Source organism: Aeromicrobium sp. CnD17-E (genome assembly GCF_024124745.1).
Classification (GTDB): domain Bacteria; phylum Actinomycetota; class Actinomycetes; order Propionibacteriales; family Nocardioidaceae; genus Aeromicrobium.
The window spans coordinates 1-11946 of the sequence record NZ_JAMXRU010000098.1 but is presented as its reverse complement, the minus strand read 5'-3'; the positions used below and the strand labels follow the sequence as shown (position 1 = coordinate 11946).

Sequence of the window (11946 nt, the reverse complement as noted above, 5' to 3'; positions counted from 1 at the left end):
CCGCCGGCCTCGGCTCGGCACCCCCGCCGGCCTCGGCTCGGCACCCCCGCCGCCCACGGCCCGCACCCCCGCCGCGTGTCCGCCGCCCGCGAACACCCCTTAGCACTCGGGAGGGGTGAGTGCTAGATTCTGAACTGGCACTCGAACCCCGAGACTGCCAACCCGTGCACGGCCCCCGCGACGGCGTGCACACCCATCACGTACATCCGTCACTCACCACATCGTTGAAGGGGAGGTCGACCAGTGTCGGTCACCATCAAGCCGCTCGAGGATCGTCTCGTCATCAAGGCCGTCGAGGCCGAGCAGACCACCGCCTCCGGGCTCGTCATCCCGGACACCGCCAAGGAGAAGCCCCAGGAGGGTGAGGTCGTCGCCGTCGGCCCCGGCCGCATCGACGACTCCGGCAACCGCGTCCCGCTCGACGTCAACGTCGGCGACAAGGTCATCTTCAGCAAGTACGGCGGAACCGAGGTCAAGTACTCGGGCGAGGAGTTCCTCATCCTCTCTGCCCGCGATGTCCTCGCCGTCGTCTCCTGACGCACTCTGACGCGCGTGGCATCCCGGCTGGCGGCGTTGCTCGTCGCTCGGCGACCGCTCCGCTCCCAGGTCGCCGTCGCGACGGCGCCTGGCCAGCCGGGCGCCACGCACGTCAGACCTGTCCGACCCCGTGTGTCGGACCTCGCCCGACGTCACCCGTCAGGCCTGCCTGACACCCACCCAGTCCACTCGTAGGAAGGCATCACCATGCCCAAGATCCTCGAGTTCGACGAGGACGCACGCCGCGCGCTCGAGCGCGGCGTCGACGCCCTCGCGAACACCGTCAAGGTCACCCTCGGCCCCAAGGGCCGCTACGTCGTGCTCGACAAGAAGTGGGGCGCCCCCACCATCACGAACGACGGCGTCACCGTCGCACGTGAGGTCGAGCTCGACGACCCGTTCGAGAACCTCGGCGCCCAGCTCGCCAAGGAGGTCGCCACCAAGACGAACGACGTCGCCGGTGACGGCACCACCACGGCCACCGTGCTCGCCCAGGCGATGGTCCACGAGGGCCTGCGCGCCGTCGCCGCCGGCGCCAACCCGGTCGGCCTCAAGAAGGGCATCGAGGCCGCCGTCAAGGCCGTCTCCGAGCGCCTGCACGAGGTCGCCCGCGACGTCGACGACATCAAGGACATGACCGACGTCGCCACCGTCTCCTCGCGCGACGCGCACATCGGCGAGCTCATCGCCGAGGCGTTCGACAAGGTCGGCAAGGACGGCGTCATCACCGTCGAGGAGTCCAACTCCCTCGGCACGCAGCTCGACTTCACGGAGGGCATGCAGTTCGACAAGGGCTACCTGTCGCCGTACATGGTCACCGACACCGAGCGCATGGAGTCCGTCCTCGACGACCCCTACGTGCTCGTCAACCAGGGCAAGATCAGCTCGGTGGCCGAGCTGCTCCCGCTGCTGGAGAAGGTCATCGCGGCCAACAAGAGCCTGTTCATCATCGCCGAGGACGTCGAGGGCGAGGCCCTCAGCACGCTCGTCGTGAACAAGATCCGCGGCACGTTCACCTCGGTCGCCGTCAAGGCGCCCGCGTTCGGTGACCGCCGCAAGGCCATGCTGCAGGACATCGCGACCCTCACCGGCGCGACCGTCGTCACCCCCGACGTCGGCCTCAAGCTCGACCAGGTCGGCCTCGAGGTGCTCGGCACCGCCCGTCGTGTCGTCGTCACCAAGGACGACACCACGGTCATCGACGGCGGCGGCGACGCGGCCGAGGTCGAGGGCCGGGTCAACCAGATCAAGGCCGAGATCGAGCTCACCGACTCCGACTGGGACCGCGAGAAGCTCCAGGAGCGGCTCGCGAAGCTGGCCGGCGGCGTCTGCGTCATCCAGGTCGGCGCGGCCACCGAGGTCGAGCTGAAGGAGAAGAAGCACCGCATTGAGGACGCCGTCTCGGCGACCCGCGCGGCCATCGAGGAGGGCATCGTCGCCGGCGGCGGCTCCGCCCTCGTCCACGCCGTCTCCGTGCTCGACGACGACCTCGGCCTCACCGGCGACGAGGGTGTCGGCGTGCGCATCGTCCGCATCGGCGCCGACGCCCCCCTGGAGTGGATCGCCCGCAACGGCGGCGTCTCCGGCGAGGTCGTCGTGTCCAAGGTCCGCGAGAGCGGCGAGGGCTACAACGCCGCCACCGGCGAGTACGGCGACCTGCTCGCGCAGGGCATCCTTGACCCGGTCAAGGTCACGCGCTCCGCGCTGGCCAACGCCGCGTCGATCACCGCCATGCTGCTCACGACCGAGACGCTCGTGGCCGACAAGCCGGCCGACGACGAGGGTGACGCCCACGCCGGGCACAACCACTGAGTCAGCCGCACCACGAACGAGGCCCGTCGTCCCTCCTGGGACGGCGGGCCTCGTCGCGTCCCGGGGTGGTCGACCGCGGGCGTGGTCGACCGGGTTGACGGGCCGACGTCGTCGCACGACGCTGGGCCCGTGCCCACCCTCGCCGACGTCGAACGCCTGTGCACGGCGCTGCCGTCGGTGAGCGAGGGCACCACCTTCCGCAACCGGGCCTGGTTCGTGGGGAAGGCGGTGTTCTGCTGGGTGCGGCCCTTCACGCAGGCCGACCTGCGACGCTTCGGCGACGCGCGCGTGCCCCAGGGCGAGATCGTCGGCCTGCGCACCGAGGACCTCGCCGAGCGCGACGCCATCCTCGGCGAGGGCGTGCCGGGCCTGTTCACCATCGAGCACCTGGCCCGCCACCCCGGCTACCTCGTCGAGCTCGACGTCGTCGACCCGGCGCGCTGGGTCCGCTCCGACCTCGCCCGTGCCCTCGGTCGGGGCGACCGGTCGCTCCTGGTGACCCAGCGCGGCGAGGGCTCCGGCGGGGTGGGGTTCGTCACCGGCGTCCTCGGCGCGGCCCGTGGTGACGGTCTCGTCGTCGGTCGCTGCCCGGGCGTCGTCGACGACGCCTGGTACGCCGGACTCGGGTCCGCGCAGCGTCGTCTCGGCATCCTCGCCCTGACCAACCTGTCGCAGACGCCCGCGGTCCTCGACGTCACGCTCTGGTCGCCCGAGGGCCCGGTCGACGCCGTCGGCGGCGAGGGTCTCGTCGTCGAGGCGGGGTCGACCCGCACCGTCAGGCTCTCCGACCTCGCCGCCGGCGAGGACGTCCTCGGCGTGCACGTGGCCCGGCGTCGCGGCGCCGTCGCGGTCGCCGCCCTCGACACCTCGACAGGCAGTGCGCAGGGCTCGGAGCTGGTGAGTCCCATGGCCTCGCCCTCGCGTCGCGTGGTGCTCGCCGGCCTCGTGGGCCGCGGCACCCGGACGCTCAGCGTGCTCAACCCGGGCGAGACCACGGCGCGGGCACGCGTGGAGGTGCTGGGCCCAGACGGGACGTTCGCACCGGAGGGGCTCGACGAGGTCCGGGTGCGGCCCGGCAGCGTCACGCGGGTCAGCCTGCCCGCCAGCGTCGGCGACGGCCCGGCGGCGCTGCGCGTCGTCTCCGACGAGCCGGTCGTGGCGTCGGCGTCGGTCGCGTCCGACGGCGACCTCTCGGTGCTCGAGGACGTCGGCGCCTGGACGGGCGGGGCGCTCGTCCCGGTCGGCGGCGCGGTCGGCGAGCCTGACCTCCTGCTCACGGCGCCGGGCGACGCCGGCCGCACCGTCGTGGTGGAGGGCCGTGGCCCTGACCTCGCGCGCCGCGACCGCGCCGAGGTGTCCGTGCCGGCGGGCTCGACCGTGCGGGTCGACCTCGGCCGCGTGCTCGACCTCGACGGCGTGTCCTCGGTGCTGGTCCGCTCCGACGGCGGCGTCGTCGGCACGGCGCACTACACGGCCGGCGGACGCCAGGCGAGCCTCGCGCTGCAGCCAGCGCCGGTCGACGTGCTCACGCCCCGCGTCCGGCCCGCCCCCTGACGGGAGGGGCGACTAGCGGGGGTCGAGGTCGTCGGGGGAGACCTGCCAGACCTCGGCGAGACGATGGAGGACGACGTCCCACACCTGCTCCTCCAGGTCGACCCGCCCGCCGGACCGCTCGGTCAGCGGCCGCCGGTAGAGCACCACGAGCGTGACGTCGCCGCGACGCGCGACGCTGCTGAGCGGCACGTCCTCGGACCACTCCGGCGGCAGCAGCGGCACGTCCTCGACGACGACCTCGACCTGGTCGGGCTCGGCGTCGAAGTGCTTCGCCAGCGGCGCGAGCACACCGGCGACGAGGTGGTCGAACTCCTCGCGCGGCGTCCGGTGCGCCGGCACGCTGCGCGGCGACAAGGGCCCCGGGAGGGCGAGCGGACCTCGTGCGTCGCGCCGGCGGGTCCGCATCCGTCCGGGCCGGGGCCCGCTCACGGTCCCGTCCAGGTGCTGCAGACGTCGGGTCACGCGGTGAGCCTAACCGCACCGCACCCCTCGGCGGGCTACGCTCGGCCCGTGGGTGCTGTTCGACGCTGCACGCGGTCCGCGTGCTCCCAGCCGGCCGTGGCGACGCTGACGTACGTCTACGCCGACCAGACGGCCGTGCTCGGCCCGCTGGCCACGGCGGCCGAGCCGCACACCTACGACCTCTGCGAGGAGCACAGCCGCCGGCTGTCCGCGCCGAACGGGTGGAGCGTGCTGCGGCTCGCGCCCGACCCGTCGACGGTGCGCCCGAGCCACGACGACCTCCTCGCGCTCGCCGACGCGGTGCGCGAGGTCGGACGTCGTCGTCCTCGCCCCGCAGCAGGACCTCCCGGACTCACGCTCGTCCCCCCACCGAAGGAAGACTGAATGCACGCACGGCTGCGCCCTGTCGTCAAGGCCTACGACGTCCGCGGTCGGGTGCCCGACCAGCTCGACCCGGCGATCGCGCGGGCGCTCGGGGAGGCGTTCGCCGACGAGGTCGGCATCTCCGACGGCCGCGGGCGGGCCGTCGTCGGCCGTGACATGCGCGCGTCGTCGCCGGAGGTCGCGGGAGCCGTCGCCGACGGCATCCGCGCGCGCGGCGGCGACGTCGTCGAGATCGGCCTCGCCTCGACCGACATGCTCTACTGCGCGTCCGGCGTGCTCGACGTGCCGGGCGTGATGGTCACGGCCAGCCACAACCCGGCCGCCGACAACGGGCTCAAGCTCTGCCGGGCCGGCGCCCGTCCGATCGGCCTGTCGTCCGGGCTGGCCGCCATGGCCGAGGCGGCCAGCCCGCTGCTCGACCGCGACCCCGCCGACGTGCCGGAGCCCACCGGCACCTTGGAGTCGCTGGAGTTCCTGCAGACCTACGCCGACACGCTGCTCGGCCTCGCGCCCGTCGAGGGACGTCGCCTGAAGGTCGTCGTCGACGCCGGCAACGGCATGGCCGGTCACACCGTGCCCGCCGTGCTCGGCCGGCTCGACCTCGAGGTGATCGGGCTCTACCTCGAGCTCGACGGCACCTTCCCGAACCACGAGGCGAACCCGCTCGACCACAGCACGCTCGTGGACCTGCAGGCCGCCGTGCGCGAGCACGGTGCCGACCTCGGGCTCGCCTTCGACGGCGACGCCGACCGCTGCTTCGTCGTCGACGAGCACGGCGACGTGGTGGCACCGTCGACGATCACGGCGCTCGTGGCCGCCCGGCACCTGCTCCAGGAGCCCGGCGCGACGATCCTGCACAACGTCATCTGCTCGCGCGCCGTCCCCGAGATCGTCAGCGAGCACGGCGGCGTGCCGGTGCGGACCCCCGTCGGGCACTCGCTCATCAAGGCCGAGATGGCCCGGACCGGCGCGGTCTTCGGCGGCGAGCACTCCGGACACTTCTACTTCCGCGAGTTCTACCTCGCCGACTCCGGCATGCTCGCCGCGCTGCACGTGCTCGCCGCGCTCGCGGAGACCGACACCACCGTCAGCGCCCTCATGGAGGAGTACTCGCGCTACAGCGCCTCCGGCGAGATCAACAGCCGCGTCGACGACACCGACGCCGTCCTCGAGCGGCTCTCGCGCCAGTACGTCGACCACCACCAGGACCGGCTCGACGGCCTGACCGTCACCACCGACGACTGGTGGTTCAACGTGCGGGCCTCCAACACCGAGCCCCTTCTGCGGCTGAACGTCGAGGGGGCCGACGACGCCACCATGGAGCGCGTGCGCGACGAGGTGCTCGCGGTCGTGCGAGCCTGACCGGCCGTAGACTGCGCAGCATGTTCCTCGACCCCGCGCTCCTGGAGATCCTCGTCTGCCCGCAGTGCCGGTCGTCGCTGTTCGTCGACCAGGACGCGTCCGAGCTCGTGTGCCAGGCGTGCCGGCTCGCCTACCCGGTGCGCGACGACATCCCGGTGATGCTCGTCGAGGAGGCGCGCGCGTTGGCGTGACTCGGTCCCCGGGGCCTCGTCGGGCCGGGTAGCATGGGGGCCATGGATTTCAACGTCGCTGACCTGTCGCTCGCCGAGTTCGGGCGCAAGGAGATCGAGCTCGCCGAGCACGAGATGCCCGGCCTCATGGCCATGCGCGAGCGTTTCGGCGCCGACCAGCCCCTGAAGGGCGCCCGCATCGCCGGTTCGCTGCACATGACGGTGCAGACGGCCGTGCTGATCGAGACGCTCGCGGCGCTCGGCGCCGACATCCGCTGGGCGACCTGCAACATCTTCTCCACCCAGGACCACGCCGCCGCGGCCGTCGTCGTCGGCCCGCACGGCACCCCCGAGGACCCGCAGGGCGTCCCGGTGTTCGCGTGGAAGGGCGAGACGCTCGCCGAGTACTGGGACGAGGCCGAGAAGGTCTTCGACTTTGCCGAGGGCGGCCCGAACATGCTCCTCGACGACGGTGGCGACATCACGATGCTGCTGCACCTCGGCGTCGAGTACGAGAAGGTCGGCGCCGTGCCGCCGCTGGACTCCACCGACAACGAGGAGTTCAAGGAGGTCCTGCGCGTGCTGGCCCGCTCGCTCGAGGCCGACCCGCAGCGCTGGACGAACCGCGCCCCGATGATCAAGGGCGTCTCGGAGGAGACCACCACCGGCGTGCTGCGTCTGTACGAGCGCTTCAAGGAGAACACGCTGCTGTTCCCCGCGATCAACGTCAACGACTCCGTCACCAAGAGCAAGTTCGACAACAAGTACGGCTGCCGCCACTCCCTCGTCGACGGCCTGAACCGCGCCACCGACGTCATGATCGGCGGCAAGGTCGCCGTCGTCTGCGGCTACGGCGACGTCGGCAAGGGCTCGGCGGAGTCGCTGCGCGGCCAGGGTGCCCGCGTCATCATCACCGAGATCGACCCGATCTGCGCCCTGCAGGCCGCCATGGACGGCTACGAGGTCAAGCGCCTCGAGACGGTCGTCGACTACGCCGACATCTTCATCACCACGACCGGCAACTTCGACATCATCCGGGTCGAGCACTTCGAGGCGATGAAGAACCAGGCGATCGTCGCCAACATCGGCCACTTCGACAACGAGATCAACATGGCCGGCCTGGCCAAGATCCCCGGCATCGTCAAGGACGAGATCAAGCCCCAGGTCCACCAGTGGATCTTCCCGGGCGAGGACGGCCAGCCGGGCAAGAAGATCATCGTGCTCTCCGAGGGTCGCCTCATGAACCTCGGCAACGCCACCGGTCACCCGTCGTTCGTCATGAGCAACTCCTTCACCAACCAGGTGCTGGCGCAGGTCGAGCTGTTCACGAAGGCCGACCAGTACGAGCTCGGCGTCCACGTGCTGCCGAAGCACCTCGACGAGGAGGTCGCCCGCCTGCACCTCGACGCCCTCGGCGTCGAGCTGACCGAGCTCAGCAAGGAGCAGGCCGCCTACCTCGGCGTCGACGTCGCCGGTCCGTACAAGTCGGACCACTACCGCTACTGAGCACGACCGAGCGGAGCACGATGGTCCGGCACCAGGTGAGGGGCGGGTCGCGATGAGCTACCGACGCAGCAAGCGCGACCGCGTCCTCGTCGTCGACGACGACGCCTCGCTCGCCGAGATGCTGACCATCGTGCTCCAGGCCGAGGGGCTCACCACCTCGGTCTGTCGCACGGGCGACGAGGTCATGGACGTGTTCACGTCCTTCAAGCCCGACGTCGTCCTGCTGGACCTCATGCTGCCCGGGCAGGACGGCATGAAGGTCTGCCGTCGCATCCGCGCGACGTCGGGGGTGCCGATCATCATGCTCACCGCGAAGTCGGACACCCTCGACGTGGTGCGGGGCCTCGAGGCCGGGGCCGACGACTACATCACCAAGCCCTTCAAGAACACCGAGCTCGTGGCGCGCGTGCGCGCCCGGCTGCGCCGCAACGACGCCGTCGGGGAGCCGCTCGTGTTCGGCGACATCGAGCTCGACCCCGGTGCGCACACCGTCAGCCGGGCGGGTCGCGCGCTCGACCTGACGCCGCTGGAGTTCGACCTGCTCGCCTGCCTGCTGTCCAACCCCGACCAGGTGTTCACGCGCGAGGTGCTGCTGCAGCGGGTCTGGGGCTACCACCACCCGGGCGACACCAAGCTCGTGAACGTGCACATGACCCGTCTGCGCTCCAAGATCGAGGACGACGCCGAGTCGCCGCAGGTGATCCGGACGGTGCGCGGCGTCGGCTACCAGGCCATCGCGCCCACGCCGCTCGTCGACGAACCGGCCCCATGACGGGCCGGCCGGCGTGATCCGGCGGGCTACCGGGCTGTGGCGACGATCGCTGCAGGCCCGGGTGGTCACGAGCACCGTGCTGCTGGTGGCCACCGTCGTCGCGATCGTCGGGTGGGCGCTGCTGCAGCAGATCGCCGACGGGCTCACGAGCAGTCGCACGGCGAGCGCGGTCGCGGAGGCGCGCAGCGGGTTCGAGAAGGCGCAGGCCGAGCTCGACGTCGCGGTCGAGACCCAGCCGCAGGCCCAGGCCGCCACCCTGACCCAGCTCGTCGACGCGGTCACCGAGACCGACAGTGGCAGTCGGTCCTACGAGCTGGTGCTGGAGGGACCGCTCCGCTCGGGCAGCGGGGCACCGCCGGTCCGCGCGTCCGGACGGCTCGCGCCAGGCTCGCTGCCGCCCGACCTGCGCAGCCAGGTGATCGAGCGACCGGGGGTCTTCTGGCGCTACTCCGAGCTGTCGCTCATCGGGTCGGGCTCGCGTCCGGCCGTCGTCGTCGGCAGCCGGTTGCGGGCACCCGGCACCGGCGACACCTACGCGCTCTTCTACCTCTTCCCGCTCACCGAGCAGCAGCAGACGCTCAGCCTGGTGCGCAACGCGCTCCTGGTCGGCGGTCTGGCGATGGTGGTCATGGTGGGCGGCGTGGCGTTCATCGTGTCGCGGCAGGTGCTCACGCCCGTGCGACTGGCCCGACGCATCGCCGAGCGGTACGCCGCCGGCAGCCTCGAGCAGCGCATGCACGTGAGCGGCGAGGACGACATCGCGCGGCTCTCCACGTCGTTCAACCAGATGGCGGCCAGCCTGCAGAGCCAGATCCGACGCCTGGAGGACCTCTCGCGGCTGCAGCAGCGGTTCGTCTCCGACGTCTCCCACGAGCTCCGGACACCGCTCACGACGGTGCAGATGGCCAGCGAGCTGCTCTTCGACGCCCGCGACCGGTTCGACCCGCAGAGCGCGCGCTCGGCCGAGCTGCTCAAGCGTGAGCTCGACCGCTTCGAGGAGCTGCTCACCCAGCTGCTCGACCTGAGCCGCTTCGACGCGGGAGCCGCGCGGCTCGACCTCGCCGACGTCGACCTGGCGCGGGTGGCGCGTGCGGCCGCGAGCGACCCGCTGCTGGAGCGCGCCGGGATCGTCGGCCGCACGGTGGGGGCCGACCGGCCGGCGGTCGTGCAGGCCGACATCCGCCGCATCGACCGGGTGGTGCGCAACCTGCTCGCGAACGCGGTGAAGTACAGCGGCTCCGACGTGGTGGAGATCGAGGTGGCCCAGGACGGCTTCGCCGTGTCGATCGCGGTGCGCGACTTCGGCGTCGGCCTGCGCGGCGACGAGAACCTGCGGGTCTTCGACCGCTTCTGGCGGGCCGACCCGGCCCGCACCCAGGGTGGTACGGGGCTGGGGCTGGCGATCGCGCGCGAGGACGCCGTGCTGCACGGCGGGACGCTGCAGGCGTGGGGGCGTCCCGGCGAGGGCAGCGAGTTCGTGCTGACGCTCCCGCGCGTCGTCGACCCCGCCCGACGCAGCACGGCGCCCGCCCCGGTCGTCCAGCGGGTGTTCGCGTGACGCGCGCCGTCCGCGCGACCGCCGTCGTGGTGCTCCTCGCCGTCGTGTCCGCGTGCTCGGCGATCCCCACCGGCGGCCCGGTGCGGCAGGTGCGGGAGAACGAGGGCTTCGAGCAGAGCACCGCCCTCTACGCGCCGGCGCCGCCGAGCCGAGGGGCCACGCCGCAGCAGGTCGTCGCGGGCTACCTCGACGCGATGCTGGCGTTCCCGCCCTCGACCGGTGTCGCCGAGCGCTACCTGACGGAGGACGCGGCGCGACGCTGGAACCCCGCTGCCGGCACGCAGGTGTACCGGGACCCCTCGGTCGCGGAGCTGCGGACGGGGACCACGTCGGCACGGGTCCGCCTCTCGACGCAGCGCGTGCTGCGACTGGGCCCGTCGGGGCGGGTCGCCGAGGGAGCCGGCGCGGCGAGCTGGGACCTCGCCCTGCAGCGGGTCGACGGCGAGTGGCGGATCTCCGAGCCGCCGCCCGGGCTGCTCGTGTCCGACAAGTTCTACACCGACTACTACCGGGCCTTCCAGGTCTACTTCTTCGACCCGACGGGGTCGCGCCTCGTGGCCTCGGCCGTCCACCTGCCGGCGGGGGAGCAGCTGGCCACCGCTCTCGTCGCCTCCCTCGCGCGCGGCCCCTCCGACCCCGGGGCGCAGCAGCGCACGTACCTGCCCGGGCTGGGCGACCTGCGACCGGCGGTGCCCGTCGACCGCGACGGGGTGGCCGAGGTCGACCTCGGCACGTCCGCCGCCGACCTCTCGCCGGTCGACCAGGGCCGTCTGTCGGCCCAGCTGGTCTGGACGTTGCGCCAGGTGTCCGACGTCAAGGGCGTGCGGGTCGGCGCGGGGTCGACCACCCTGACGCCGACGGGAGGCGCCGTGCAGTCGATGGGCTCCTGGTCCCGCTACGGCCCCCGTGAGCAGACCGAGCCGTACGTCGTGGTCGACGGCCGGCGTCGCGAGGCGGCCGAGCTCGACGGTCGCCGTCTGCGCGACCTGCCTGCCGCCTGGGACGTCGACCCCGACGAGACCGCCGACCTGGTGGTCGGCCCGGAGCGGCTCGCGACCCTCTCGCGCGACCGCGAGCGGCTGCTCGTGCGTCGCACGTCGGGGACGGACCGCGTCGAGGTGGCCGTCGACCGGCTGGTCTCCGCCTGGTGGACCACCGACGACACGCTCGTCGTCGTCGACCGTCCCGGCGCCGGCCCGCGTGTCCGGGTCGTCGAGCCGCAGGCCACGCGCGTGCTCCCTCTCGGCGGTCTCGCGGGCCTCGACGTCACCTCCTTCGCGATCTCTCCCGACGGCGCGCGGTACGCGGTGACCACGGCCGGCGTCGACGGTCGCGTGCGGGTGGGCGCGGTCCGGCGCTCGGGCGACGACGCCCTGGTCGGGCTCGGACCCAGCCGCGCCCTGCCCTGGCAGGTCGGGCGGCCGTCGTCAGTCGGGTTCGTCGACGGCGTGCGGCTCGCGTTCTTCGGCGACACCGAGCTCGGCCGGCAGGTCTTCGAGGGCCTCGTCGACGGCACGTCCCTCGAGGGGGGCGCCGCGGGCGGGGCGCCGATCCTGCCCGACGTCGCACCGCGGACGCTCGTCGTGGAGGGGGAGCGACGCTGGGCCGTCGACCGGCGTGACCGGCTCTGGTACCTCGGCCCCGACTCGACCTGGACCCGGCTCGGCATCACCCGCGTCGCGTCGCTGTCCCCAGGCGCCTGAACGTCGCCGGCTCCGGGGCGGCGCCGTCCACAGGACCGCGACGAGGGAGGGGACCCGTGCCCCGAGCGGTCGAGGCTGGCTGCATGGACTCCTGGCTCGCCGCGGCCGACCTCGCCCTCGGGGCCG

11 protein-coding genes are annotated in these 11946 nt (G+C 72.8%); 10 read left to right on the top strand and 1 reads right to left on the bottom strand.

Going from position 1 to position 11946, the window contains the following annotated elements:
• Nucleotides 1-243 precede the first annotated feature (243 nt).
• The 3 genes from groES to NH339_RS14860 all read left to right on the top strand — a co-directional run bounded on the left by groES (nucleotide 244) and on the right by NH339_RS14860 (nucleotide 3903).
• Nucleotides 244-537 carry a co-chaperone GroES gene (groES, locus tag NH339_RS14870; protein ID WP_067854175.1) on the top strand — a complete coding sequence of 98 codons (294 nt, stop codon included), beginning with the start codon at nucleotides 244-246 and terminating at the stop codon, nucleotides 535-537.
• A 207-nt stretch (nucleotides 538-744) separates the two neighbouring features.
• Nucleotides 745-2349 carry a chaperonin GroEL gene (gene groL / locus NH339_RS14865; protein WP_253026712.1) on the top strand — a complete coding sequence of 535 codons (1605 nt, stop codon included), beginning with the start codon at nucleotides 745-747 and terminating at the stop codon, nucleotides 2347-2349.
• Between the two features lie 129 nt (nucleotides 2350-2478).
• Nucleotides 2479-3903 carry a DUF5719 family protein gene (locus NH339_RS14860; RefSeq protein WP_253026710.1) on the top strand — a complete coding sequence of 475 codons (1425 nt, stop codon included), beginning with the start codon at nucleotides 2479-2481 and terminating at the stop codon, nucleotides 3901-3903.
• Nucleotides 3904-3915: 12 nt separating this feature from the next.
• Here NH339_RS14860 and NH339_RS14855 read toward each other — a convergent pair whose 3' ends face one another.
• Complete coding sequence (locus NH339_RS14855) at nucleotides 3916-4365, bottom strand: metallopeptidase family protein (protein WP_253026708.1); 450 nt, start codon at nucleotides 4363-4365, stop codon at nucleotides 3916-3918.
• Between the two features lie 48 nt (nucleotides 4366-4413).
• Between NH339_RS14855 and NH339_RS14850 the strand changes: the two genes are divergently transcribed.
• The 7 genes from NH339_RS14850 to NH339_RS14820 are packed head-to-tail and all read left to right on the top strand — an operon-like array spanning nucleotide 4414 to nucleotide 11820.
• Nucleotides 4414-4749 carry a DUF3499 domain-containing protein gene (locus tag NH339_RS14850; RefSeq protein ID WP_067861366.1) on the top strand — a complete coding sequence of 112 codons (336 nt, stop codon included), beginning with the start codon at nucleotides 4414-4416 and terminating at the stop codon, nucleotides 4747-4749.
• Nucleotides 4750-6111 (top strand): phosphomannomutase/phosphoglucomutase, encoded by a 1362-nt coding sequence (locus NH339_RS14845; RefSeq protein ID WP_253026706.1) that lies wholly within the window; start codon nucleotides 4750-4752, stop codon nucleotides 6109-6111.
• A 20-nt stretch (nucleotides 6112-6131) separates the two neighbouring features.
• Nucleotides 6132-6302: a Trm112 family protein gene (locus NH339_RS14840; RefSeq protein WP_253026704.1), complete on the top strand. Its 171-nt coding sequence runs from the start codon at nucleotides 6132-6134 to the stop codon at nucleotides 6300-6302.
• Between the two features lie 42 nt (nucleotides 6303-6344).
• Nucleotides 6345-7787, top strand: coding sequence for an adenosylhomocysteinase (gene ahcY, locus NH339_RS14835; RefSeq protein WP_253026702.1), 1443 nt, complete (start codon nucleotides 6345-6347; stop codon nucleotides 7785-7787).
• Between the two features lie 52 nt (nucleotides 7788-7839).
• The gene (gene mtrA / locus NH339_RS14830; RefSeq protein WP_067855469.1) at nucleotides 7840-8559 is read left to right on the top strand and encodes an MtrAB system response regulator MtrA; all 720 of its coding nucleotides are present in this window, start codon (nucleotides 7840-7842) and stop codon (nucleotides 8557-8559) included.
• Nucleotides 8560-8572: 13 nt separating this feature from the next.
• Nucleotides 8573-10117 (top strand): MtrAB system histidine kinase MtrB, encoded by a 1545-nt coding sequence (gene mtrB, locus NH339_RS14825; RefSeq protein ID WP_308207081.1) that lies wholly within the window; start codon nucleotides 8573-8575, stop codon nucleotides 10115-10117.
• A complete protein-coding gene (locus NH339_RS14820; RefSeq protein WP_253026698.1) occupies nucleotides 10114-11820 on the top strand; it encodes a GerMN domain-containing protein in 1707 nt (568 codons plus the stop codon). Before mtrB ends, NH339_RS14820 begins: the two co-directional genes overlap by 4 nt.
• Nucleotides 11821-11946 lie beyond the last annotated feature (126 nt).

Excerpts from the sequence above, each read along its gene's own strand:
- groL (WP_253026712.1), top strand. The coding sequence starts at position 745 with ATGCCCAAGATCCTCGAGTTCGACGAGGACGCACGCCGCGCGCTCGAG.
- NH339_RS14845 (WP_253026706.1), top strand. The coding sequence starts at position 4,750 with ATGCACGCACGGCTGCGCCCTGTCGTCAAGGCCTACGACGTCCGCGGT.
- NH339_RS14840 (WP_253026704.1), top strand. The coding sequence starts at position 6,132 with ATGTTCCTCGACCCCGCGCTCCTGGAGATCCTCGTCTGCCCGCAGTGC.
- ahcY (WP_253026702.1), top strand. The coding sequence starts at position 6,345 with ATGGATTTCAACGTCGCTGACCTGTCGCTCGCCGAGTTCGGGCGCAAG.
- mtrA (WP_067855469.1), top strand. The coding sequence starts at position 7,840 with ATGAGCTACCGACGCAGCAAGCGCGACCGCGTCCTCGTCGTCGACGAC.